Here is a 22,895-nt window from a genome sequence, read left to right on the forward strand (position 1 = left end):
GCATGGGGATCAGAACGCAGACGGCATATCTGGTCAGGACGCGAGCTGCGCCCGGTAACCGCCGTAGTTCCCGCGGTAGAAGATGAGCGGGCCGCCCGCCTGCTCCGCGCCCAGGTCGAGGACCCGCCCCAGCGCGAGGAAGTGGTCGCCGGCCTCGTGCACGCGCTCCAGCCGGCAATCGATCCAGGAGATGGCGTCGTCCAGCACCGGGGCACCCGAGGCGCCCGGCTCCCAGCCCAGGGAGCCGAACTTGTCGGCGCCACGGGTGGCGAAGAGCCGGCAGACGTCCTGGTGGTCCTCGCCCAGGACGTTGACGCAGAAGGCGCCCGCCTCCCTGATGCGCGGCCAGGTGGTCGAGGTCGAGTCGGGGAAGAAGCCGACCAGCGCGGGGCTCAGCGACACCGAGGTGAAGGAGCCGACGGCCATGCCGACCGGCTCGCCCTCGTGCATCGCGGTGACCACGACAACGCCGGTCGGGTAGTTGCCGAGCACCCGCCGGAAGTGTGCAGGGTCGATCTCGCCGGCCAGGCGCGTGCCGCGATCCTGGCTGATCGGCGTCGGAGGCTGCAGGGTTTCGGGCATTTACGATTCCCTTCAGGAGATGTCGGGAGATGTGTGCGGCCGGAGTGTGCGGCCGGCCCCGTCAGAAGGTGCCCTGGACGAAGCCGGAGACCAGGTTGGCGAACATCTCCGGGTACTCGATCTGGCTCCAGTGCCCGCACTTGGGGACGATGTGCAGTCGCGCGTTGGGGATGTGCTGGGCGAGGTAGTGGCTGCACTCGACCGGCACGATCTTGTCCTCGCGGGCCGCGATGACGAGCACGCCCTGCTCGATCTTCGCCAGCTCCTCCGGCTGCCAGCCGATCTTCGGTCCGGCGGTGAAGTCGAAGGTGGCCAGGTGTGAGCGCTTGACCTCCTCACGGGTGGCGCGGGGGACGCGGACCGCGGCGATCTCGTTCAGCCGGTCGCCGAAGGAGGCGGGGTCGTAGACGAACAGAGAGAGCAGCTCTGCCATCGCCTCCTCGGTCGGGTCGTCGTAGAAGTTGATCAGCTTCGCCAGGCCGGGCAGCGGCTTGAGGCCGGGCATGCCTCCACTGCCCATGAGGATCACCTTGTTGATCCGCTCCGGACGCTCCAGCACCATGGCCAGCGACATCTGGCCGCCGTAGGAGTTGCCGACGAGGGTGACCTTCTCGACGCCCAGCTTGTCCAGCAGCTGCCAGGTGGCCGCGAGCCGGAGCTCCGTGAAGGCGGCCATGCCCCGCGGCGGCGGGTTGGGGTGGTCGGAGTCACCGAAGCCGAGCGTGTCCGGGGCGATGCAGTAGTAGCGGTCCCCCAGGTCGCCGATGAGCTGCTCCCAGTTGGACAGGCCGGTGACGCCCGGGCCGGAGCCGTGCAGGAAGAGCAGCGCCTCCGCCGAGGGGTCGCCTGCGGTGCTCACGTGGAGGGTGTAGTCGCCGACCGGGATGTCGGTGGTGGTGATGGGGGCGTTCATTCCGCGTTCCTCTCAGGGGAGTTGGGCTCAGGCGAGTTCGGCTTGTTGAACAGGGCGAAGGGCAGCTCGTCGCGGTGCTTGGTGCCCTGGTGGCCCCAGATCTTGGTCTGGGTGTAGGTGGCCGGCTCCCAGAGGCTGTCGTCGACCTGCAGGCCGCCGTGCCCGTACTCCAGGTGGAAGCCCGCCGGCGTGTAGAGGTAGAAGGACGTCATCAGGTCGTTGGTGTGCCGGCCGAGCGTCAGCACGATCGGCACGTCGCGCTCCTCGCACAGGTCGTACGCGGTGCCGACGTCGTCGAGCGAGGCGACCTCGACCATCAGGTGCTGGAAGCCGCTGGCGCCCGGCACCTCGGCGATGGCCAGCGAGTGGTGGCGGCCGTTGACGTGGTAGAACTGCGCGTTCAGCGGCGGGTCGATGATCCGGTCGGACAGCTTGAAGCCGAGCACGTCGGTGAAGAAGTCATTAGCCTGCTGCAGGTCGGGGACGACCAGAACCGCGTGGCCGAGGCCCTGTTCACCGGTGACGAAGCCCGAGATCGCCCGGCCCGGGCGGAAGCTCGCCGGATGGCGTGACTGGCCCCATGTCAGCTCGTGGCGGTTGCCGAACGGATCGATGAACCAGGCCAGACCCGCGACCGCCCGCTCCTGCAGCAGGTCCGGCTTGCCCTCGTGCACCTCGATGCCGAAATCGGTCAGGCGGCGCACCAGCGCGTGGAGGTTGTCCGGCGTACGGACATTCCAGCCGAGGTATTCGTTGGCGTGCTCCTCGCCGGGGTGGATGGCGAGCCGGTAGTCGGCATCGTCGACCTTCAGGCGCACCGCACCGTCGGGGCCGCGCCCGGCCACCTGCATGCCGAGCACCTCGGGGCCGAACGTCAGCCACTCCTCGTAGCCGGGAGAGGAGAAGCCGATGTAGCTGAGGGAGTGGATCACAGTTGCACCTCCGGAGGAGTCGCGCCCAGCGCGCGGGCGGCATAGGCGAGGCCGACCGCGTCCGGGACGAGGAACGCGTGGCCGAGAGCGGTGACGATGTCCTGGTAGCGGCGGTGGAGCGGGTGGTCGAGGTAGGCGACCCGGCCGCTCGAGTTGCGGTACAGATCGGCGATCGCGTCACCGACCAGCTCGCAACCGCGGGTGATGTCCCAGCGGTAGCGGGCCCGTACGTCCTTGCCGATGTGGATCCCGGCCTCTGCGGCCTCGCTGATCTCGATGGCGGCGCGGCGCATCTTCATGATCGCGGCGTCCAGCGTCCAGTAGGCCTGCGCGAGATGGCGCTGCGTCAGCGGGTCGTCGCGGTAGAAGCCGCCCCAGTTGCCCCGCCGAGTCCTGTTGATCTCCGTCCACTCATCCAGGAAGCCCTGGGCCATGCCCAGCGTCGGGGCCACCAGCACGAGGTTGAACAGCGTCGCCCAGGGCAGGGCGTAGCGCGGGCCGGGGTTGGTCTCCTGACCCGGTGCACGGACCCCCGGTACGTACTCGTAGCGGATGTGGGAGAGGAACCGGCGGGCGGGGACGAAGGCGTCCTCGACCACGATGTCCTTGCTGCCCGTGGCCTTGAGTCCTGCGGTGTGCCAGTTGTCGTCGATGCGGTACTGGTCCCGCAGCAGGATGATCGAGCCGTAGTCCGGGACCCGGACGCCGTCCGCTATCTCGGTCTCACCGGCCACGCCGCCGAGGATCACGCCGTGTCCGTGGTCGCAGCCCGAGGAGAACGACCAGCGGCCGCTCACCCGGTATCCGCCCTCGACCGGGACGACCTTCCCCGTCGGCGCGTAGGACGAGGACACCATGCGGGCGGCGTCCTCGCCCCACAGCTCCTGCTGGGTCTCCTCCGGGAAGAGTGCGCTCTGCCAGGGGTGGGACCCGACGACCCCGGAGACCCAGCCGGCCGCGGGTGCGACCCGGGCGACCTCGAAGACCGCGTCGAGGAACTCGATCAGCGGCAGCTCTCCGCCGCCCCAGCGGGCGGGCTGGAGGGCGCGCAGCACCCCGGTCTCCTGGAGGTGCTTCCAGGTCGTATCGGTGAGGCGCCGTTCTTCCGAGCCCAGCGCCTCTTCGGCAGCCAACTCCGCGGAGAGCTGCCGGACCTTCTCGACGATCGTCACAGACGACCCCTTTCACCACGTCGCTGTAGTGAGAGACGTTTCCCTGTAGCGATCGCTACAGGGAGTTCACGAGCCGGAAACCTAGACCCGCTCGGAGTGCTTGGCAAGGGGGCCGGCGGAAGGACCTGCACGGAAACTCCCCGAAGGCCGCTCCGACGAGGCCACGGCAGAGCGCCGGAGGGCCGCTCGACCAGGGACCCACGTGATAGAAGAAGCACGTGGCCAGGAAGACGGAGCGCACCCACCGGCAGGGCGACGAGTCACGCAAGCGGATACTCGAGGCGACCCTGGAGATCGCCGCCGAACGCGGTTACGACGGCACGTCCGTCGCACTCGTCACCGAGCGGACCGGCCTGCCCGCGAGCTCGATCTACTGGCACTTCGGCAACAAGGACGGGCTGATCGCGGCGGTCCTTGAGCACAGCTACCGCGCGTGGCGCGAGCACGCGCCGGACTGGGACTCCGCCGCGGCGCCGGAGCGGCGCGGCGAGACCCTGCAGGCCCTGCTGCGCCAGGTCGACCAGGCGTTCATCGACAAGCCGGAGTTCTGGCGGCTCGGGCTGATGCTGGCTCTCGGCAAGTACGCCAAGGAGCCTGCCGCCAGGGCGCGGTTCCTGCAGGTCCGTGGCGAGAGCCTGGAGCGGGTGGCCGGCTGGTGGGCCAGGGTGCTGCCCGCAGAAGTACTCGACGACGCCCCGGCGATTCCGCGCATCCTCGCACAGCTCAACGTCGCGACCACCGACGGCTTCTTCCTCGCCACCCGGGCCCACGGCGACTGGGACTTCACGCGGCTGCTGCACATGTTCGCGGTGGGACTGGACGCCGCGGCCGGCCTGCTCGTGGAGCGTGTGCGGGGCGGCGCCGCACCCCCGGCCGGGTCCGCCGGGGGCCCGGGCAGGAGCGCCCCAGCCTCGCCCACGACTGCAGCCTCGCCCACGACCTGGTCGCCATCGGAGGGGGACAACTCCCGGCTGCGCATCCTTTCCGCGGCCGCCGAGATCGCCGCCGAACGGGGCTACGAGGGGACGAGCATCGCGCGCGTCTGCAAGCGTTCGGGACTGCCGGTTTCCTCCCTGTACTGGCACTTCAAGGACAAGGACGAGCTGTTCGCCTCGGTCCTTGAGCACAGCTTCGAGCAGTGGTCGGCGGGGCAGGCCACGTGGGAGCCGGTCGTCGAACCGGCCGGACGGGCGGCGGGTCTGCGCGCGACCCTCACCCGGTCCCTGAGCAGCCTCGCCGCGGCGCCGGACTTCATGCGGATCGGCCACATGCTGACGCTGGAGCAGCGCGCGACCGAACCGACCGCCCGCGTGCTGTTCCTCGACATCCGGCGCCGCGTCCTGGAGTCGATGGGCGAATGGTTCTCCGCGAACCTCGGCGAGGAGACATCGGCCCGCGACCCCGAACTGCCTTCGCGGCTGGCGATGTTGCTGATGGCCGTCTCGGACGGCCTGTTCATCGCGGAGCAGGTCGGGGACTCCTGGGACCTCGAGACCTTCGTCCACGTCATCGTCGACATGATCGAGGCAATCATCGCCGACGCAGCGGCGCCGTCTGCGGCGGGGTGAGAATTCAGCTCGTCCGGCGCGATCAGGCCCCCGTCCGCAGCACCCGCGAAAGCCCAGCGCAGCGGTCCGTTCCGCTGGCGCGAGCTGCGCAGGTACCGGGCCGGGGTACGGCGACGAGAGTTCGGAGACGGCGACGGCTCCGGCGGCGATGCGGCCGACGCCGACGGCTGCCGCTTGCTCTTCGTACGCAACGCGGGCGGCACCTCCCAGGGGATATGCCGCCCGCAACCGGGGTCACTCCGGCAAGGGGAGCACGATAGGCCTCACGCAGTGTCAGGACCGTGACGAGCGTTATCAGGGCGCAGATGGCGATGTACCACAGCCCGTCGCGTCCGGTGCTGTGCAGCCAGGTGCCGACCGTGGGGGCCGTGCCGCCGAAGACGGCCATGGCCAGCGAGTACGGGAAGCGGATGCCGGTGCCCCGGACGCGCTTGGAGTACAGCTCGACGGAGGTGCGGAGAAGATCGCGGTGTAGCCGGTCAGCACCAGCATGCCGGCGCACTGCACCAGTAGCAGCCCCCAGAAGCCGGTGCCGTGGCCGAGGGTGCCCAACAGCGGGACTGTGGTGAGGATGGAGCCGGCTGCGAAGAAGAGCAGGAGCGGTTTGCGGCCGATCCGGTCCGAGAGCCAGCCGCCGAGGGGCTGGATCAGGGCGAAGAAGACGAGGGCGACAGTGCCGACGGCCAGCGCCCGGGACTGGTCGAAACCCGCGGTGACGACGGCGTAGGTGGGCAGGAAGGCTGTCCAGAGGTAGATGCAGACGGCGGGGCCGACGCAGAGACCGAAGACCTGGACGGCCTTGCCCGGGTGGCGCTGAAGAAACTCGAACAGACGCGGGCGCGTTGCGCGGCCGTCCTTGATGTCCCGGGCCACATCATGCGTCTCCACGACGCACCCACGAACCGGCCAGTGCCCCGAACACGCCGATCAGAAACGGGACGCGCCAGCCGTAGTCCCGCATCGCCTCATCACCGAGTGCGGCGGAGAAGGCGGCGATGAGCGCCAGGCAACGGATCTTGCCGGTGCTGGAGCTGAGGTACCAGAAGCTGGAAAACAGGCCGCGGCGGCGTGGCGGCGCCGACTCGGTCAACAGGGTCGCGGAGGCTGCGTACTCGCCACCGGTGGACAGGCCCTGAGCCAGGCGGGCAACGACCAGCAGGGCCGGTGCGAGGACGCCGATCTACGAGTAGGAGGGGCAGAGAGCGATGAACAGGCTGCCCGCGTCGAACCTGCGTACGAGAGAGGGTTGGATCCCCTCTTCTCACGCGCTGGGAACCGCCGGGAATGGCGCGCAGCCGACGGTCGTTCCCTCCTGCGGCGAACAACCGGCCCATGGGAGGCACAGCGTGCACAGCGAGACAGACACCGTCCGCAAGATCCTCACCGAACTCGGCGACACCTGGGCAATCGTCGGCCTCTCCTCGAATCAGCGGCGGGCCGCGTACGGAGTCGCAGACGTACTGCAGCGCTACGGCAAGCGGATCGTCCCCGTACACCCGAAAGCCGAGACCGTCCACGGGGAGCAGGGCTATCCGTCCCTTGAAGCCATTCCCTTCGAAGTCGACGTTGTGGACGTCTTCGTCAACAGCGAGCTCGCCGGCGCGGTCGCCGATGAAGCCGTGGCCAAGGGCGCCAAGGCGGTGTGGTTCCAACTCGGGGTGATCGACGAGGCCGCGTACGAACGGACCCGCGCCGCGGGCCTCGACATGGTCATGGACCGCTGCCCGGCGATTGAACTTAACTCCCTACGCTAGCGGATGGCGGGTTCATCGCGGACGTCAACACCCGTGCTCGGCCCCCATGCTGGCATAACGGAGATCTCTGGCCTCTTGTAGGTGACGAAAATCCCGTGCGAGGTTGTGAACTCCTCTCGCCTGAGTCTGAGCTCACAGGGGCTGTGGGTGCCGGAAGCCTGCATGACGGTGATTAGTGACGGAATCGATGCAGCGAGATCCCACGAAGAGGACAGCAGTACGAAGGAGCCCAGGTCGATTGCGTCTGCCAGCCGAAAGGCGATGGTGATTTCGGGAGTCGGCCCACGACCCGCCCTTGCAGCAGCCTTGCGCTCCATCAAGCTGGGAGCGCAGCCACATGGCCTGCCACGGACGTTGTCGGGCGACAGCAACGTGGAGCCATCACAGACGCGCAAGGAGCTGTCGCCATTGTGCAGGACCATGCGCAGCGAGATGTCATCGGGCGTGCCGATGGCGATCGCCACGTCGTCTCGCTCTGTCACCACATCAACACTGTGGGCTTGCGGATGGGGAGTACCTCCAAGGGCATCCGCTACCCGTCGGGCAACCACGTGGTCCTTCAGAATGACTCGCCATCCGGGCAGGACTACCGGACGGCCGTCAAACTGAGCAACGGCGGAGAATCTTCCAACGAATCGCTCCGAGATACTCCCTGGCAGATACTTCACGCCGTCTCTGGAGGCAGGGCGCTCCGTCCCTCTCATCGTCGATGCCCGGAATTGAGGAGCTGCGGCGACGTCGGCACTACCGGCCGACGTGCAACCAGGGTGTCCTCGTGAGCGATGACCGACAGGGGGATGCCCGTGCGGCGAGCGTCGCGGATGTTCTTCAGCTGGAAGAACGAGAGGCGGGCGACGAGGCGGTCGTCGCGGATGCCGGCGAGAAGGGCCACGCAGCGCTCGACGGGAACGAGGCCAGCGGCCTCTGCGGCGGCGAGGACAGCGGAAGGCAGGTCGACGAGCTCGCCGCGTTCGCGCCAGGGGCGAGTTGTGATCACGGCGTGGCCGCCGGGGCGGAGCATGTGGCGGCACTGGATCAGGATCTCCGTGAAGGCTTGCAGAAGCTGCTCCAGGCCGACGTGAGCTAGGTTTCCGGGATCTCGGCTGTAGCGGTAGTCCTTCTTGACCACGCCGGGCTCGCCTGTCTCGCGGGAGGAGCGGACCTGGCCATGGACGCTGCCACCGTACGGGGGTGAGGTGACCACCAGGTCGACCAAGCCGTGGAACTCCGCCGGTACCAGGGCGGACAGGTTTCGGGCGTCGCCGCAGTAGACGGACCCCGTACCGGTGGCTCCCTGGGCGTCGGCATGGCGGAGATTCTGCTCGGCGAGGTAGGCCCATTGGGGCTCGTACTCCGTGCCCAGCGCGTGGCGGCCGAGGTGGACGGCTTCGACGAGGGTGGTGCCGATGCCGCACATCGGGTCGAGGACGAGATCGCCGGGCTCGGTGTAGGTGGCGATGGCGTGGGCGGCGATGGCCGGGAGCATCTTGGCGGGGTGGGCGGCGGAGCGGCGTACGTAGCGGTCGGCGCGCTGAGCGGGGGCGGAGGTGGGTGCGGTGTTCCACACGGAGACGGGGTGCCTGTTCACAGATGGCTCCGTTCTGTGCTCAGGACGAGAAGGTCGGAGTGGATGAGGCCGGCCGGTGCGTCGTCCGGCGGGGCGGGCACGATCCGGTCTTCGACCGCGTGACCGTGGACGATCACGATGTGCTGGAGGTACCGGAACCCGGCGGTGCGGGCTGATGCGATGAGCAGGCCGAGCGGATCGGTGAGGTGGTCGGCGTCGCGGCGCTGACGGGTGGCCAGCAGCAGGAGGCCGTTGCCGCGGAGGAGGCGATGGGCTCGGTGGAAGAAGCCGGGCCAGCCGTCGTCGATGGCACCTTGCTCGTCGATGCCGTAGTGGCTGCGCGGTGCGGTGGAGGGGAGGGTGTCGGGGTGGAGTTCCGCGAGGATCAACGACGTGCTGCGCGAGTCGGCGTGCGCGTCCGGTGCATGGTCCGTGGCGCATGGAGTGCGGGCGTCCATGCCGGAGTCCGTGTCGCTGATGGTCAGCCGCAGCATGCGGGCGGGAAGGCGACCGGGACGGTGTGCGAACTCGGTGCGGATCTTGTCGATAGCCCAGGCGGGCAGGACGGATGGGGCGGACGACGAGGGCTCGGTATCGCGGGGGCCGGGCAGCCAGATGGTGGTGGGCAGCGGCGACGAGTTCGCCGTCGTAAGGGGCTTGTTCACGGGTGGGCGCGCTGAGCGGGCCGGGCGCCGAGTGGTGCTGACGCCTATCTAAGGAGATTTCCGGGGGCCGATCGTGCCGGCGGTCGGGGTGATTTCTTCGTGTGGCGCATGCCCGACGCCCAAGAAGGGCCTGGTCAGCGCGCGATCTGCCACGCGGGCCGGGAGGGCCGTGTCGGCACACCGAGAAGCCGGTCGGCATTCGGCGGCAGGTTCGATGCGCGCCCGTGCAAGCGGGGGTTGAGAACTTTTTCGGCGGATTTCTCCTGCCCCCCGTTCACGGCGAAGGTGCTGGTCAGCGGCAGATCTGCCAAAGCATGGCGGGGCTGCGGCAGGGCCATGGCGGGCCTCTGCCGGGGGCGTGGATGGATGGCGGCGGGCCCGCGGCAGGGGCGGTTGGCGCGATGGGCGACGTCCGATTCGCCACGCATCAAGGCAAGGAGCCCGCTATGCGCCCAACGTCCATCCGCCCCGCCCGCCCGGCCCTGTCCCTCTCGCCTCTGGAGGAGGTCGAGTCGGCGTTCCTCGCGCTGGCGGCCGCGCCGTGGCCGCTGACCTTGCCAGCATCGCTGCTCACCGAAAAGGCGGCAGCCGGGTCGCTGTCGGTGGCGCAGGTCCGGTCGCAGATGGTGCACCCCAGCTGCACCCGCCAGGCCCGTGCCCGGGTGTGGGGTGAGGTCTTGCGCCGCCGTGCCGTGCATGGGGAGCCGTGGGGCACCGTCGCGGTCGGGTTCGCCATTCCCGGACTGCGGCGCACGCTGGCGCGCTTGCCGCGGCTCGCAGAGGTCGAGGCGTGTGAGCTGGAGCAGGAGGTGCTCGCCGCGGTGACCGCCGAGCTGACGATTCTTCCGGTGGAGGAACCTGAGGTCGGGCTGCGGCTGCTGCGGGCCGGGGACCGTGCTGCACATCGGCTGTTGTATGCGGCCCAGCGCGCGCGGCGCACCAACCGCGTGCCGCTGGACGAGAACGCCGTCCCGCAGCCTCTTCCTGTCGGTGGTGAGGCGGAGGTGTACGCGGTGCTGGAGCGGGGCGTCGATGCCGGGATCCTCGCCATGGAGGAGGCCGAACTCATCGCGCAGACACGGCTGGAACGACAGGTCATGGCCGAGGCCGCGAACGCGGTCGGGATGAGTGTGCGCTCCGCGTTCCGGCGCCGGGCCGCGGCCGAACAGCGTCTAGCCGCCGCACTGGGGCGGCAGGAGTTCTGACAGGAGCGGTGGCACGATCAGGCCCCGTCTTTCTCCTTAGGAGAGTGAGAGCAGCCGCGGCACCCGCAGTGCCGTAGCAGCCCTCGTGTCTCAATCGTCCCTGGGGTTCGGGCACGGCGTCTCGTGCTGACACCCGAATCCGCCCCACTCCCGCTCCAGCGGTTCCCCTTCGACGTGAAGGAGGTGAAGCGCTGCCGCGGGCCAGCCCGACCCCAGGGACGAAGCAGTCTCTCGCTCGTCTTCTCCTCGTCCTCTTGTTCCTCCCGCTGTCTGCCACGCCCGTAGGAGGTGTGTGTCCGTGTTCGCGTTTCTGTGCCGGTTGCGGGCAGGGGCCCGCCGACCTGTTCTGCGTCGCGCGGGCCGTATCGCGGCCCGGGTGCTGTTCGTGGGAGCTTTCGCATCGGCCGTGCTCCTGTCGGACCCGCCGATCTCGTGGGCGGTGGCGACCGTCCCGCAGGTGATCGAGAACCTGCGGAACTGGATCGTCGGCTTGCTCACCGGGCTGGCAACCCTGTTCCTCACCTTCGGCGGGCTGCGCTATCTGATGGCAGGCGGCGACCCAGGTGAAGTCGAAGCCGCCAAACGGGCGTTGAAAGCCGCGGCGATCGGCTACGGGCTGGCGATCCTCGCCCCGGTCCTCGTCACGATTCTCCAGGGCATCGTCGGTTCGGGCGGCGACGGCGGAGGCGGGCAGTGACCGCCCCCGTGCGCCGCACCGCGTCGCTGTTCGGCTTCGCCGTCATCCTCGCCGTCGCCGTCGGTCCCTTGACCGCCGCGTCGGCCGACGCCGTGCCGCAGGCGCTTGTCACCCTGGCAGTGCCCGCGGATCCAGAGCCGCAGCCTGGTCCCGGTCCGAGCGCCCCCTCGCCGGAGACGGGGCCGCCCCGGCCGGAACCCGCGCCCGGGCCTACCCCAGCACCCGGACCGCCTTCGCCCGCGCCGGAACGGCCCAGCCCTTCGGAGCCCGCCCCGGGACCGACCCCTCCGGCGTGCGAGGCGACCGGCACAGAGTGCGACAAGGGCACCACATGGGGCTGGGGTGCCCTCGTCGACATCCCCGGGATGATCGTGAACGCGATCACCACGTTCCTCGGCATGCTCGTCGAGCAGATCATGCAACCGGTCCGCGAACTCCTGGCCGACACCCTGCTGTCCACGCCGGACGTCACCCGGCAAGCGGACATCAAACGGCTCTGGACCGGCTCCTTGGAGATCGCGGCCGGGATCTACGTGCTGTTCGTGACCGCGGGCGGCGTCACCCTCATGGGCTACGAGACCGTCCAGACCCGCTACGCCCTCAAGCAGATCGCCCCACGGCTGCTGATCGGCATGATCGCGGCAGCGATGTCCCTGACGGTCATGGGTAAAGCGATCAGCTTTGCGAATGCTCTGTCCCACGCGGTGATGGGCACCGACATGTCGGACGCGGGCAAGGGCCTGGTGGAGCGGGTCATCCCGTTCGCGTTGTTCGGCGTCGCCGGGCTGAAGTTGTACCTGCTGCTGATCGCCATCGTCATGGTCGTCCTCGTCCTGGCGGTCCTCATCGGCTACATCGTGCGCGTCGCGGTCATCGCGCTCCTTGCCGTCTCCGCTCCGTTGGCACTCTCCTGCCACGCCCACCCCGTCACCGACCCGCTGGCGCGCATGTGGTGGCGCGCGCTCACGGGCTGCCTGACGATCCAGGTCGCCCAGTCCATGACGTTCATCGTCTCGCTGAAGATGTTCTTCGCGCCCGGCGCCACCCTGCTCGGCTTTCCCAAGCCCAGCCAGCTCGGCACGATGCTCGCCGGTCTGGCCCTGTTCTGGATCCTGTTCAAAATCCCCGGCTGGTGCCTGCAGTTCGTCTTCCGTTCCACTCCCGTGAGCATGCGTGCTCCCGCCCCGCTGCGGATGCTCCAGTCCGTCGCCATGTGGCGGCTGATGAACACCTGTCTGCCCGGCCCGGTGATAGTGCGGCGTCCCGGTGGTGGTGCCGGCGGTGGAACGCCTGGCGGTCTCGGAACCGGCGGCGGAGGGCCCAGGGGTGGACCTCCCGGCGGCGGCCGAGGAGGCGGAGGCCGCGGTGGCGGGGGCGGCCGACCGACGCCGGGCGGTCTCGGCGGGTTCGCGATCCGCCGTGGCAGAGCCCTTCTGGCCCAAGGCCGCGCCGCCATCGGCAGACCAGCCACGCCACCGCCCGCCCAGGGCACACCAGGCCCGGCAGGAGGTCCGGCCCTATTGGCAGGTCCAAGGCCTCGTGGGCCGCAGCCCAATGGCCGCTCCGGCACTGCCGCTCCACAAGTCCGCTCGCCGGGAGGTCCTCGCACTGTGATCCATCCCGCTCAGGCCCGCCGCCGACGGCAGTTGGCCCTGCCGGTTCCCGCGAGTCGCGTCCCTGCACGCTCGGGACGGCCGGTCCAGCAGGGGCTGCCCATCGCCGCCCAGCGCGTCCCCCGCGCAAAGCGGGCCACACCTGGCACCTCGCCCTCCCCGGTCACCGCGGCGAGCAGCCCGACACCCCCGAGGGCTCGGCAGTTGGCGCTGCCCATCGCCGCCGCCCGCGTACGCAGACGCCCCGCCCGACCTGTCCAGTTGCGCCTCCCGCTCGAACCACCCGCTCCCCCAGTCCACTCCCGGAGGTGAACCCATGGCCGACCTGGATGACGAGTACGTCGCCTCGGCCCGTATCCCGGCCGACGTGAGCAAGTCCGATCTGATCCTCGGTCCGCTCACGGCGCGGCAGACGGCCGTCCTGGCTGTCGGGGGGCTGGTGTTGTACGGCGGGTACTGGCTGACGCGCCCGTTCATGGCCCCGCTCGCGTACCTGGCGCTCGCCGCCCCGGTTGCCGTCGTCGTGACCGTGGTCGCGGTGGGGCGGCGGGACGGAATCGGCATGGATCAGCTGCTGCTGGCAGCCGTTCGCTTCCACCGCTCCCCGAAACGCCGCGTACCCGCACCCGACGGTGTCCTGCCGCTTCCGGATCTCGTCCCCGCGCCCTGGCGGGCACAAGCCCAGCCTGCCCCCGCGGCGCTGCACCTGCCGTGCCGTACGGTCACCGACACCGGTGTGCTGGACCTCGGGCGGGAGGGTAGAGCGGCGCTGGCGGTGTGCAGCACAGTCAACTTCCATCTGCGTACCGGTGGCGAACAACAAGCGTTGACCGAGGCGTTCGCCCGCTGGCTCAACTCCCTCACTGGACCTACCCAGATTCTCGTGCGTGCCCACCGCCTGGATGTCGCCCCGCTCGTCCTCGAACTCACCCAGGACGCGCCCTCGCTCCCGCATCCGGCACTGGCCCAGACCGCGCTGGACCACGCCGACTTCCTCGACCAGCTGGCCGCAGAGCGGGACCTGCTCACCCGCCAGGTCCTGCTCGTCGCCCGCGAACCGTCCCCCTCCGGCTCCGCTGAAGCGCGGGCCGGCCACCGCATCACGGAGGCCGCCCGTGCGCTGGAGGGCACCGAGATCACCGTCACGGCGCTGGAGACCGGAACAGCCACCCACGTGCTCCGCCTCGCCGCCGACCCCGATGCCACGCCCCTGGGAGGAGTGTGATGCTCCGTATCCTGCGCCGCTCGACGGCATCCCACGAACCGGTCGACGCCCACGACGCCCTGGCCCAGCTCGGCCCCGACGCCGTAGAGGTGCACGCCCGCACTCTCGCCATCGGCGGCCATCTCGCCGCCACGCTCGTAGTGACCGGTTATCCGGCCGAGGTGGTGCCCGGCTGGCTCGATCCCCTGCTCACCTATCCCGGTCGACTGGACGTCGCCCTCCACATCGAACCCGTCGCCGGCGCGCTGGCCGCGCAGCAGCTCAAGAAGCAACGCGCCCGTCTGGAATCCTCCCGCCGCACCGGCTGGGACCGCGGCCGTCTCGACGACCCGGACACCGAGGCCGCCGCGCAGGACGCGGCCGAGCTGGCGTACCGGCTCGCGCGAGGCGAGGGGAGACTCTTCCGGCTCGGCCTGTACATGACCGTCTACGGAGAGAGCGAAGAGCACCTCGCGGACGAAGTGGCCTGCGTCCGCTCCATCGCCGAATCCCTCCTGGTGACCACCGCCCCGGCGACGTACCGGGCACTGCCGGGCTGGCTGGCCACCCTCCCGCTCGGCATCGACACGTTGAATATGCGGCGCACCTTCGACACCGAGGCACTGGCCGCCTGCTTCCCCTTCGCCTCCCCCGACCTGCCCGCCGACGCGGCGATGGCCCCGGGCGGAGTGCTCTACGGCATCAACACCACCAGCGGCTCACTGGTGCTGTGGGACCGCTTCGCGCAGGACAACTACAACTCCGTCCTCCTGGCCCGTTCGGGTGCCGGCAAGTCCTATCTGACCAAACTGGAGCTGCTGCGGCAGCTGTTCACCGGCACCCAAGCCATGGTCATCGACCCCGAGGACGAGTACGTCCGCTTGGCCGAGGCCGTCGGCGGAACCGTCATCCGCCTCGGCGACCCCCACGTGCGGCTCAACCCCTTCGACCTGCCCTACGAGACCAGCGAAGACTCCGACGCCCTCACCCGCCGGGTGCTGTTCCTGCACACCTTCCTGACCGTCCTACTCGGAGGAGAACTCTCCGCGGCCGAACGCGCCGTCCTGGACAAGGCCGTCCTGGCCACTTACCACCAGGCCGGGATCACCACCGATCCCGCCACCTGGTCACGCCCCGCGTCGCTGCTGAGTGATCTCTCCGCCCAGCTGACCGGCACGGAGGACAAGACCGCGGGCGATCTGGCCGCCCGCCTGGACCCGTACGTGCACGGCTCCCACCAGCAGATGTTCGCAGGCCCGACCACCACCCGCCCCTCCGGACACCTGGTGGTCTTCTCGCTGCGCGAGATCCCCGAAGAGCTGAAGACCGTGAGCATGCTGCTGGCCCTGGACGCCGTCTGGCGCCAGGTAGCCCACACCGGCAACATGCGCCGGCGTCTGGTCGTAGTGGACGAGGCATGGCTGCTGATGCGCGAGTCGCACGGGGCCCGCTTCCTGTTCCGCATGGCCAAGGCGGCCCGCAAGTACTGGACCGGACTCGCCGTCGTCACGCAGGACGCCGACGACGTCCTCGCCTCCGACCTCGGCCGGGCCATCGTCGCCAATGCCGCCACCCAGCTGCTGATGCGACAGGCTCCGCAGTCCATCGACCAGATCGCCGCCGCCTTCCGCCTCTCCCGCGGCGAACGGCACCACCTGCTGGCCGCCCCCAGAGGCTGCGCCCTCCTGCTGTCGGGCCGCACCAAGATCTCCTTCAGCCCGGTCGCCTCCGAGACCGAGCACGACCTGATCACCACAGATCCCGTCGAACTCCAGGCGTCTGAAGAGGCCGAGGAGGACAAAGCAAGCGACCCATACGGGCTGCCTGACTTGACGGGCATCGAGCTGTGAGCCGCGCCCAGCCGGGCGGGCTGCTCGGCGCGTTCCTGACCGACCCAGGCCGCTGGTTCCACACCGTGCTGGGCGACGGCGCGCGCTTCCTCGCCGATGCGTGGCCGTGGCTCGCTCCCGCCGCGGCCGCGTCTGGCGTCGGCGCCCACGTCCTGCGTACCGCCCTTCGAAGGAGACAGCAGAAGGCACTCACCGACGGCGCCCGGCTGGTCACCGTCCTGGCGCCGCCCACGGTGCCCGACAAGGGCGGCGAAGTGCTCTGGGCGCAGCTTGCGGGCCTGCTGCGCCCGTGGCATCAGCGGCTGCGGCACGGCCAACCCCACGTAGGGTTCGAATACGCCTGGGACGGCGGCGGGCTGACGGTGCGGCTGTGGCTGCCCGGCTCCGTACCCACCGCTCTCGTACGCCGCGCGGTGGAGGCGGCCTGGCCGGGCGCTCACACCGCCGTCACCGACGCCCAACCGCTCTTTCCTGCCGCGCACGTGTGCACAGCCGGACGCCTAAGCCTGGCCCGTCCCGAGGTCCTGCCACTGCGTACGGACCACAAGAGCGATCCGCTGCGCGCCCTGCTCCAGGCCGCCACCGGCATGGCCGACGGCGAGCACGCCCTCGTACAGATCCTCGCCCGGCCTGCGACCGGAGCGCGGCTGCGCCGCGCCAAGCGCACCGCACGCCGCCTGAAGGCGGGTCAAACCGCGCCCCGCCTCTCAGCGCTCTTCCGGCTGTTCTCCCACGCACCGCAGCGCACCACCGCCACCTCTCTGGACCCCTCCCATGGGGCCGAGGTCCGCCAGAGCGTCGGCAAACTCACCGGTCCCCAGTGGGACGTCCACATCCGCTACGCCGTCGCACTCCCGCCGAAGGCAGAGGCAGCAGAGGACCGGCTGCGCGGCCGAGCCCACGCCCTCGCCTCCGCCTTCTCGCTCTATGCGGCCCGCAACTGGCTCGCCCGCCACCGCCTGCGCGACCCGCACCCCACGCTCACCGCACGTTGTTTCCCGCACCGCGGCGACCTGCTCTGCGTGCCCGAAATCGCCGCGCTCGCGCACCTGCCCGCCGACGCGGACGCCCCCGGCCTGGCCCGCGCCGGGGCCCGCTCCGTGGCACCCCCGCCCGCCGTCCCGCTTCCCGGCGACGGGGTCAAGCCGCTCGGGGCAGCGGACACCGGCATCCGCCGCGGCGTCGGAATCGCCGTCCCCGACGCCTGTCATCACCTGCACCTCATGGGCGCCACCGGCTCCGGCAAGTCCACCCTGATCGCGCAACTCGTGCTCGAGGATGTGCGCGAAAAGCGCGGCGCTGTCGTCATCGACCCCAAGGGCGACCTGGTCACCGACCTCCTGCACCGCCTGCCGCTCTCATGCGCCGACCGACTGGTCGTCATCGACCCCGACGACACCCACGTCCCGCCGTGCCTCAACGTCCTGGACGGCGCGGACATCGACGTCGTCGTCGACAACATCACCGGCATCTTCCGCCGGATCTTCACCGCCTTCTGGGGCCCCAGGACCGACGACGTCATGCGCGCCGCCTGCCTCACCCTCCTACGCCACGCCCAGACCACCCACCGGCTGGTCACCCTCGCCGACATCCCCCGCCTGCTGGGCGAGTCCGCCTACCGCCTCCGCGTGATCCCCGCCATCAAGGACCCGGTCCTCAAGGGGTTCTGGAGCTGGTACGAGTCGCTGTCCGAACCGTCCCGCGCCGCGGTCGTCGGCACGGTGATGAACAAGCTGCGCGCCTTCCTGCTGCGCTCCTTCGCCCGCCAGGCCATCGCCTCGGGCGAGTCCACCTTCCACCTCGGTGACGTCCTCGACGGCGGCATCCTGCTCGCCCGCCTCCCAAAAGGCGCCCTCGGCGAGGAGACCTGCCGGCTGCTGGGCTCGTTCATCGTCGCCAAGACCTGGCAGGCCGCAGCCGCCCGCGCCCGCATCCCCGAACGCGACCGCATCGACGCCGGCCTGTACGTCGACGAGGCGCACAACTTCCTCACTCTCCCCTACCCGCTGGAGGACATGCTCGCCGAGGCCCGCGGCTATCGCCTGTCCATGGTCCTCGCGCACCAGCACCTCGCCCAGCTCCCCCGCGACCTGCGCGAAGGCATCTCCGCCAACGCGCGCAACAAGGTCTTCTTCAACGCGTCCCCCGAAGACGCCACCGCTCTGGAGCGCCACACCCTGCCCACGCTCGCCGCGCACGACCTGGCCCATCTCGGCCCCTACCAGGCCGCCGCCCGTCTCCTCGTTTCCGGCGCCGAGACCGCCGCCTTCACCCTGACCACCCGCTCGCTCCCGCCGGCGACGCCGGGCCGCTCGACCGAGCTGCGGGCCGCGGCAGCCGCCCGCGTCGGCGGCACCACCAGCCGCTCCGCCCACCTGCCTCTCTGAACCAGGAGGACATGGTCATGCCCACGCCCACCACAGGCTCCAACCCCGGCTACGTCCCCCGCGCCGCCGTACGCCGTCGCCGCCCCGCTCAACCCAACCGGGCCCGCACCGACCTGGCCCAGCTCGCCGCCCGGCTCACCCCACGCGATGTGTGGCTGGTCGAGATGCTCCACGAGCACAAGGTGCTCACCTCGCACCACATCACCGCGCTCGCCTTCACCGGTCATCGCACCGCCAACCGCCGCCTGCGCGAGCTGTACATGATGGGCGTCGTCGACTCCTTCCGCCCCCTGCGGCAGTCCGGCTCCGCACCCGAGCACTACACGCTCGGCAAAGCCGGCGCCGAACTCCTCGCCGCCCGTGCCGGCGTCGACCTTGCCGCCACCGGCTGGCGCAAGGACGCCTGCGCCCGGATCGCCTTCTCCCCCACCCTGGACCACGCGCTCGGCGTCAACACCCTCCTGGTCCGCCTCGCCACCGATGCCCACCTTCCCGTATGGCTCTCGGAACGCTCCGCCACCCGCCTGTGGGGCGACTGGATCCGCCCCGACGCATACGCCCACCACGGCCACGACGACCACCTGCTGCCGTTCTTCCTGGAGTACGACACCGGCTCGTACAACCTCGCCCGCCTCGAGGCCAAACTCCCCGGCTACGCCGCCCTGGCCACCACCACCGGCACCCGCACCCCGCTGCTCATCCACACGTCAACCGCGCGCCGCGAAGCCGCCCTGCGCCACCGCCTGGCCGACACCGCCGAACGGCTCGAGATTCCCATCGCCACCGGCAACGCCCAACTCGCCGCCCCGACGGGACCTGCCTGGCTCCCGCTCAGTCCTTCCCTCGCCTCCAGTGCCGTAGCGGGACGGCTCGCTTTCTCCCAACTCGCCACCCGCTGGCCTGGCCTCACGCCCGCGCTCACCCCGGAGACGATCATGCCGCCACCCGGGCAGCACACCTCTCTGCCCTGGCGGCCGACACCGCCGCGGCCTTCAGCTTCCGGATCATGAGCCTGCTCGCGAAGGCAGCCGTCGGGACAGGCTGCGCGGTTCTCGCGCTGCCCATGTTCGCCGTACTCGCCGTGGTCGCGCTGGTTTCCGCAGTGCTGCCGGGCGAAGGTGCGTCGGCATCTCCCAGCAAGCACGCTCTCTCCGATATCCCGCCGTACATGCTCGGCCTCTACCAGCGGGCGGCATCGGAGTGCCCCGGCCTGTCATGGACGATCCTGGCCGCGATCGGGAAGGTCGAGTCCGATCACGCACGACACCCGACGATGGTGTCAACAGCGGGCGCGGTCGGGCCCATGCAGTTCATCCCGTCCACGTTCAAGGCGTACGCGCATCCGGTACCGCCCGGCGGGAAGAAGCCGCCCACCCCCTGGGACCCAGTCGACGCCGTCTACGCCGCGGCACGACTCCTCTGCGCGAACGGCGCGAAGAACGGCCGCAACGTGCGCCGCGCCATCTGGCACTACAACCACAGCGACACGTATGTGGAGCAGGTCCTGAAGGTCGCCGACGAGTACGCGGCTGTCGCCCCGGCTCCGACGGCTGCCGCGGCCAGGGCAGTTGCCTTCGCCCGTGCCCAGCTCGGCACTCCCTACGTGTGGGGCGGCGACGGACCCGCCGACGGCGGTTTCGACTGCTCCGGCCTGACCCAGGCCGCCTACCGGGCGGTCGGCATCAGGCTGCCTCGCGTCGCTCAGGCCCAATACGACGCAGGCCCTCGCATCCCGGCCGACTCACCGCTCGCGCCGGGAGACTTGCTGTTCTTCGGTACCAGCCCGCGTGCCATCACCCATGTCGGCATCTACAGCGCACCGGGTCGCATGATCGACGCACCCCGCCCCGGCGCGGTGGTCCGAGAACGCGCCATCGAACTCGCCCGACGTGCCGACTTCCAGGGCGCAACCCGCCCCGCACTGGGGCAAGGAGGTGAACTCCGATGAGGAAGCGGCGGCGGCATCCTGGGCCTCACGGCCGGGCACCAGCAGGACCAGAGTGCTGCGGGCCTCACGCCTGCGGGCGGGATCGCGCGCGAAGGCCGAGACGAGCGCCAACAGCGCAACGGTCGCTACGTAGATCCCCCCGGCGACCGTGGTCGCCAGTCCGAGACCCATCGGGCACGCACCTTCCACCCCCGGCTCGTGGGATGCCCGGTCCTCGATGCCGGGCGGCGCTCCGCACGCTCATCGTACGCAACACGCCGCTCCACGTACACAGGAGCCATCCCATGCCCAGACCTACAACGCCCAGTTCCACCAGGGAAGTTCGATGCCAAGCTCAGTCGTTGCTGCTGCCCTCGGCGGCGAGAACGATCTCCACCGCCGCGGGAACGAGCACGACCTGCTGCGGCGTCCAGCAGTCCGAGCGTTCCGTGGCGATATCCGCCTGACACCAACGGCAGACCAAGTTCGGTCCATCACAACCGTCCAGCCCGCAGCACCCGTTCAGCCGACCGTGCTTGGAGGTGTACTCGACATGCCGGACGTCGGCACGCGCCAGCACGATGCCCTCCAGGTCGGCGTAAGCAGGAAAGACGACCGGTTCCCAGTCCGATGTGGGGAGGGCGCGCTGCGCGGTTTCGGAGGGCGGGTCGAAGGCGAAAGTGCCCGGCAGCATCCGCGGCGGACACTCCTCGCCCTCCTTCATCTCGTACGGAACAGGAGCGCAGTCAGGATCGGGCAGCGGCACCTCACGCACGGCGCCCGTCACCTCTCCGTGACAGCGGCGGCAGCGAAAGACCATCACCCGCCCATCATGGCTTCCCACGCCCAGGCCGCCCACCGGTTTTCCGGCCCGTCTGCCCTTCCGAGCCGCTCATGACCCCGCCTGCTCCTGCCGAGGCCCGGGCCCTGCTGTCGGCGCTCACGCGCGCCCTGGCCTGTGTGGGTGGGCTCGCGCTCGTTTTCACGGCGGTCAACGTGACGCTCTTCGCAGTGGAGCAAGGCGTCTTTCCAGGGATCGCGATCCTGCTGGATCCCATGGTGGCGTTGGCCCTCGCCACGGTTCTGTACGCCGACGCACGTCTGGCCGCCTGGGGGCTCCGCCCGCCCATGTGGTCGGCGGCGCTGCGCTGGTTTGCGGGGATCGCCGCCACGCTGATGAACACGTGGACGTCGATCTGGCCCGACGGACAGATCGGATGGCCGATCCGCGCCGACCTGGCCGGCGTAATCCTGCATGGCGTGCCGACCGTGCTCCTGATCCTGCTCACCGAGACCATCGCCGCCTACAGGCGCACCGTGACGCCGCTCCTCGCCAGGACGGGACGCATCGACCGCGACTCCCTCCCAGACGCAACCACACCACGGACCGACGGATCCGCCCGATCGCTCGACCTGACTGCGGGTTCGGGCGAATGGGCGGCACCGGCACCCGTGTTACCGGGTCGCAGCGGGGCCGCTGGACCCACGTCGACAGCCGACTGCGCGCCCGTCGCACCCGTGATGGCCGACCAGAGGGTCGGGGGCGACAGCGGCCCGGACGCCCCGGTAGGGCGCGACGTGTGGGATCGGGCGATCAGGCTCGACGACGCGGCCCGATCGGCAACCGGTCGGCCTGTGAGCATCTGGCGGCTGCGCAAGGATCTGCACATCGGTCCGGACCGAGCCCGGCAGATCCGCACCCAGCTCATCGCCCGCCGCCGCGCCAGCCCACATCCACACCCGTGACCAGCGCCGATACCCCTGCAGCGATCGAGCGGATCGCAATCGCCGGGTCGCTTGACTTGTCACCCGCTCGCGAGCGTCCATGGTCCACGAGCCCGATCGGGATACCCGCGATGCGCACGCGCCCGACGAGCACCCGCGACCGCTCTGAGCGGTCGTGCCCCGGCCGGGGGCCTTACTCCTCCGCTCTCGTAGAAGGAATCGAGGACCCCACCATGTCCGACGACACCACCCCCGTCCTGCCCCTGCCCAACACGCCCACGTCCGAGCCCGAGCCGCCGACAGAGCTGACCGGTGCGCCTGCCGCGATCTACACCCAACTGACCGGCCTCACCGGAGGCGTCACGGTCGCCGAACTCGCCCTGGCCGCCGGGATCGGCCGATCCACCACTGCAAAGGCCCTGGTCGCCCTTGAGGAGCGAGGGCTGACCGTGCGCGAGCCCGGCGGACACGACGGAGCGCGACGCATCCCCGACCGCTGGTTCCGCAACCCCTCCGGCAGCGTCTGCGATTCCAGCACGACGGAATCCACAGCTGTGGACAGCGTAAGGACGAAGGACACGGAGGCCTCGACCGACCAGCCCTCGCCGGAAGAGTCGGCGACCATCGAAGCGAACGACAAGCTTGAGGCCCCCGGCGCGTCAGAGCAGGCCCAGCCGCAGGCCGCGGCGGCGCCGCCCACGCCCCCCGCTCCTGCCCACAGGGGGCGGCTCGCGCCCGGCGCACTGCGGGAGATGGTCATCGGGCACCTTCGGGCGCACCCCGGCGAGGCGTTCACGGCCACGCGCATCAGCCGCGTGATCGAGAGGAGCTCGGGAGCCATCGCGAACGCCCTGGTCACCCTCACCAAGCAGAAGATCGCCGAGCAGGTCAGTGATCGTCCCCGCACCTACCGGCTGACCGCGTCCACTCCCGCCGGGTAGCACCGCGCGCACCCGGCCGGGCCGGTCCCGCACCACGCGGGACCGGCCCGGCCCGTCTTCGTACCGGCGACGGCGCATGGCCGTGAAGTGCCCGACCGCGCTCAACATCCCTATCCGGTCGGCCGGTTGACGGCCCGTCGACGCAGCGGCCGGGCACGGCGGCACAAGCCGGGTCGACCCGTGTAGTGAACGG

Annotated in this window: 23 protein-coding genes; 12 read left to right on the forward strand and 11 right to left on the reverse strand. The window is 70.4% G+C overall.

What is annotated here, in order from left to right:
* Nucleotides 1–33 precede the first annotated feature (33 nt).
* From ACSMXV_RS08220 to ACSMXV_RS08235, 4 genes are all read right to left on the reverse strand, one after another.
* Nucleotides 34–582: a flavin reductase family protein gene (locus ACSMXV_RS08220; protein ID WP_473177043.1), complete on the reverse strand. Its 549-nt coding sequence runs from the start codon at nucleotides 580–582 to the stop codon at nucleotides 34–36.
* 61 nt (nucleotides 583–643) lie between these two features.
* Nucleotides 644–1,495 (reverse strand): alpha/beta fold hydrolase, encoded by an 852-nt coding sequence (locus ACSMXV_RS08225; RefSeq protein WP_473177044.1) that lies wholly within the window; start codon nucleotides 1,493–1,495, stop codon nucleotides 644–646.
* Nucleotides 1,492–2,427, reverse strand: coding sequence for a VOC family protein (locus tag ACSMXV_RS08230; RefSeq protein ID WP_473177045.1), 936 nt, complete (start codon nucleotides 2,425–2,427; stop codon nucleotides 1,492–1,494). Before ACSMXV_RS08230 ends, ACSMXV_RS08225 begins: the two co-directional genes overlap by 4 nt.
* Nucleotides 2,424–3,599 (reverse strand): acyl-CoA dehydrogenase family protein, encoded by a 1,176-nt coding sequence (locus tag ACSMXV_RS08235; RefSeq protein WP_473177046.1) that lies wholly within the window; start codon nucleotides 3,597–3,599, stop codon nucleotides 2,424–2,426. The genes ACSMXV_RS08230 and ACSMXV_RS08235 overlap by 4 nt, the downstream gene beginning before the upstream one ends.
* 218 nt (nucleotides 3,600–3,817) lie before the next feature.
* On the opposite strand from ACSMXV_RS08235, the gene ACSMXV_RS08240 reads away from it, so the two are divergent.
* Nucleotides 3,818–5,167, forward strand: coding sequence for a TetR/AcrR family transcriptional regulator (locus tag ACSMXV_RS08240; RefSeq protein ID WP_473177047.1), 1,350 nt, complete (start codon nucleotides 3,818–3,820; stop codon nucleotides 5,165–5,167).
* A gap of 294 nt (nucleotides 5,168–5,461) precedes the next feature.
* Here ACSMXV_RS08240 and ACSMXV_RS08245 read toward each other — a convergent pair whose 3' ends face one another.
* Nucleotides 5,462–6,055 carry an MFS transporter gene (locus ACSMXV_RS08245; protein WP_473177048.1) on the reverse strand — a complete coding sequence of 198 codons (594 nt, stop codon included), beginning with the start codon at nucleotides 6,053–6,055 and terminating at the stop codon, nucleotides 5,462–5,464.
* Nucleotides 6,042–6,347, reverse strand: a complete 306-nt coding sequence (locus ACSMXV_RS08250) for an MFS transporter (protein WP_473178861.1) — start codon at nucleotides 6,345–6,347, stop codon at nucleotides 6,042–6,044. Before ACSMXV_RS08250 ends, ACSMXV_RS08245 begins: the two co-directional genes overlap by 14 nt.
* A gap of 166 nt (nucleotides 6,348–6,513) precedes the next feature.
* Between ACSMXV_RS08250 and ACSMXV_RS08255 the strand changes: the two genes are divergently transcribed.
* Nucleotides 6,514–6,921 carry a CoA-binding protein gene (locus ACSMXV_RS08255; RefSeq protein WP_473177049.1) on the forward strand — a complete coding sequence of 136 codons (408 nt, stop codon included), beginning with the start codon at nucleotides 6,514–6,516 and terminating at the stop codon, nucleotides 6,919–6,921.
* Here ACSMXV_RS08255 and ACSMXV_RS08260 read toward each other — a convergent pair.
* From ACSMXV_RS08260 to ACSMXV_RS08275, 4 genes are all read right to left on the reverse strand, one after another.
* Nucleotides 6,918–7,625: a recombination directionality factor gene (locus tag ACSMXV_RS08260; RefSeq protein ID WP_473177050.1), complete on the reverse strand. Its 708-nt coding sequence runs from the start codon at nucleotides 7,623–7,625 to the stop codon at nucleotides 6,918–6,920. The genes ACSMXV_RS08255 and ACSMXV_RS08260 overlap by 4 nt on opposite strands.
* Nucleotides 7,622–8,509 (reverse strand): TRM11 family SAM-dependent methyltransferase, encoded by an 888-nt coding sequence (locus ACSMXV_RS08265; RefSeq protein ID WP_473177051.1) that lies wholly within the window; start codon nucleotides 8,507–8,509, stop codon nucleotides 7,622–7,624. The genes ACSMXV_RS08260 and ACSMXV_RS08265 overlap by 4 nt, the downstream gene beginning before the upstream one ends.
* On the reverse strand, nucleotides 8,506–9,153 hold the full coding sequence (locus tag ACSMXV_RS08270) for a hypothetical protein (RefSeq protein ID WP_473177052.1): 648 nt from the start codon (nucleotides 9,151–9,153) through the stop codon (nucleotides 8,506–8,508). The genes ACSMXV_RS08265 and ACSMXV_RS08270 overlap by 4 nt, the downstream gene beginning before the upstream one ends.
* Nucleotides 9,154–9,287: 134 nt before the next feature.
* On the reverse strand, nucleotides 9,288–9,491 hold the full coding sequence (locus ACSMXV_RS08275; protein WP_473177053.1) for a hypothetical protein: 204 nt from the start codon (nucleotides 9,489–9,491) through the stop codon (nucleotides 9,288–9,290).
* A 108-nt stretch (nucleotides 9,492–9,599) separates the two neighbouring features.
* On the opposite strand from ACSMXV_RS08275, the gene ACSMXV_RS08280 reads away from it, so the two are divergent.
* From ACSMXV_RS08280 to ACSMXV_RS08315, 8 genes are all read left to right on the forward strand, one after another.
* Nucleotides 9,600–10,358: a hypothetical protein gene (locus ACSMXV_RS08280; RefSeq protein WP_473177054.1), complete on the forward strand. Its 759-nt coding sequence runs from the start codon at nucleotides 9,600–9,602 to the stop codon at nucleotides 10,356–10,358.
* A gap of 364 nt (nucleotides 10,359–10,722) precedes the next feature.
* Nucleotides 10,723–11,055: a pilin gene (locus ACSMXV_RS08285; RefSeq protein ID WP_473178862.1), complete on the forward strand. Its 333-nt coding sequence runs from the start codon at nucleotides 10,723–10,725 to the stop codon at nucleotides 11,053–11,055.
* Complete coding sequence (locus tag ACSMXV_RS08290) at nucleotides 11,052–12,980, forward strand: TrbL/VirB6 family protein (RefSeq protein ID WP_473177055.1); 1,929 nt, start codon at nucleotides 11,052–11,054, stop codon at nucleotides 12,978–12,980. The genes ACSMXV_RS08285 and ACSMXV_RS08290 overlap by 4 nt, the downstream gene beginning before the upstream one ends.
* Before the next feature lie 4 nt (nucleotides 12,981–12,984).
* On the forward strand, nucleotides 12,985–13,893 hold the full coding sequence (locus ACSMXV_RS08295) for a PrgI family protein (RefSeq protein ID WP_473177056.1): 909 nt from the start codon (nucleotides 12,985–12,987) through the stop codon (nucleotides 13,891–13,893).
* Nucleotides 13,893–15,722, forward strand: a complete 1,830-nt coding sequence (locus tag ACSMXV_RS08300) for a VirB4 family type IV secretion system protein (protein WP_473177057.1) — start codon at nucleotides 13,893–13,895, stop codon at nucleotides 15,720–15,722. The genes ACSMXV_RS08295 and ACSMXV_RS08300 overlap by 1 nt, the downstream gene beginning before the upstream one ends.
* On the forward strand, nucleotides 15,719–18,109 hold the full coding sequence (locus ACSMXV_RS08305) for a type IV secretory system conjugative DNA transfer family protein (RefSeq protein WP_473177058.1): 2,391 nt from the start codon (nucleotides 15,719–15,721) through the stop codon (nucleotides 18,107–18,109). Before ACSMXV_RS08300 ends, ACSMXV_RS08305 begins: the two co-directional genes overlap by 4 nt.
* A 17-nt stretch (nucleotides 18,110–18,126) precedes the next feature.
* Nucleotides 18,127–19,119: a replication-relaxation family protein gene (locus ACSMXV_RS08310; protein WP_473177059.1), complete on the forward strand. Its 993-nt coding sequence runs from the start codon at nucleotides 18,127–18,129 to the stop codon at nucleotides 19,117–19,119.
* On the forward strand, nucleotides 19,116–20,057 hold the full coding sequence (locus ACSMXV_RS08315) for a C40 family peptidase (RefSeq protein ID WP_473177060.1): 942 nt from the start codon (nucleotides 19,116–19,118) through the stop codon (nucleotides 20,055–20,057). The genes ACSMXV_RS08310 and ACSMXV_RS08315 overlap by 4 nt, the downstream gene beginning before the upstream one ends.
* Before the next feature lie 334 nt (nucleotides 20,058–20,391).
* Here ACSMXV_RS08315 and ACSMXV_RS08320 read toward each other — a convergent pair whose 3' ends face one another.
* Nucleotides 20,392–20,895 carry a hypothetical protein gene (locus tag ACSMXV_RS08320; protein ID WP_473177061.1) on the reverse strand — a complete coding sequence of 168 codons (504 nt, stop codon included), beginning with the start codon at nucleotides 20,893–20,895 and terminating at the stop codon, nucleotides 20,392–20,394.
* A gap of 101 nt (nucleotides 20,896–20,996) precedes the next feature.
* Here ACSMXV_RS08320 and ACSMXV_RS08325 point away from each other — a divergent pair, with 101 nt between their 5' ends.
* Nucleotides 20,997–21,782 (forward strand): extensin, encoded by a 786-nt coding sequence (locus tag ACSMXV_RS08325; RefSeq protein ID WP_473177062.1) that lies wholly within the window; start codon nucleotides 20,997–20,999, stop codon nucleotides 21,780–21,782.
* Nucleotides 21,783–21,994: 212 nt separating this feature from the next.
* Nucleotides 21,995–22,702, forward strand: coding sequence for a MarR family transcriptional regulator (locus tag ACSMXV_RS08330; RefSeq protein WP_473177063.1), 708 nt, complete (start codon nucleotides 21,995–21,997; stop codon nucleotides 22,700–22,702).
* Nucleotides 22,703–22,895 lie beyond the last annotated feature (193 nt).

It is taken from the genome of Streptomyces sp. DSM 42067, assembly GCF_055792885.1.

Excerpts from the sequence above, each read along its gene's own strand:
- ACSMXV_RS08310 (WP_473177059.1), top strand. The coding sequence starts at position 18,127 with ATGCCCACGCCCACCACAGGCTCCAACCCCGGCTACGTCCCCCGCGCC.
- ACSMXV_RS08330 (WP_473177063.1), top strand. The coding sequence starts at position 21,995 with ATGTCCGACGACACCACCCCCGTCCTGCCCCTGCCCAACACGCCCACG.
- ACSMXV_RS08225 (WP_473177044.1), bottom strand. The coding sequence starts at position 1,495 with ATGAACGCCCCCATCACCACCACCGACATCCCGGTCGGCGACTACACC.
- ACSMXV_RS08275 (WP_473177053.1), bottom strand. The coding sequence starts at position 9,491 with ATGGCCCTGCCGCAGCCCCGCCATGCTTTGGCAGATCTGCCGCTGACC.
- ACSMXV_RS08280 (WP_473177054.1), top strand. The coding sequence starts at position 9,600 with ATGCGCCCAACGTCCATCCGCCCCGCCCGCCCGGCCCTGTCCCTCTCG.
- ACSMXV_RS08300 (WP_473177057.1), top strand. The coding sequence starts at position 13,893 with ATGCTCCGTATCCTGCGCCGCTCGACGGCATCCCACGAACCGGTCGAC.
- ACSMXV_RS08295 (WP_473177056.1), top strand. The coding sequence starts at position 12,985 with ATGGCCGACCTGGATGACGAGTACGTCGCCTCGGCCCGTATCCCGGCC.
- ACSMXV_RS08315 (WP_473177060.1), top strand. The coding sequence starts at position 19,116 with ATGAGCCTGCTCGCGAAGGCAGCCGTCGGGACAGGCTGCGCGGTTCTC.
- ACSMXV_RS08260 (WP_473177050.1), bottom strand. The coding sequence starts at position 7,625 with ATGAGAGGGACGGAGCGCCCTGCCTCCAGAGACGGCGTGAAGTATCTG.
- ACSMXV_RS08220 (WP_473177043.1), bottom strand. The coding sequence starts at position 582 with ATGCCCGAAACCCTGCAGCCTCCGACGCCGATCAGCCAGGATCGCGGC.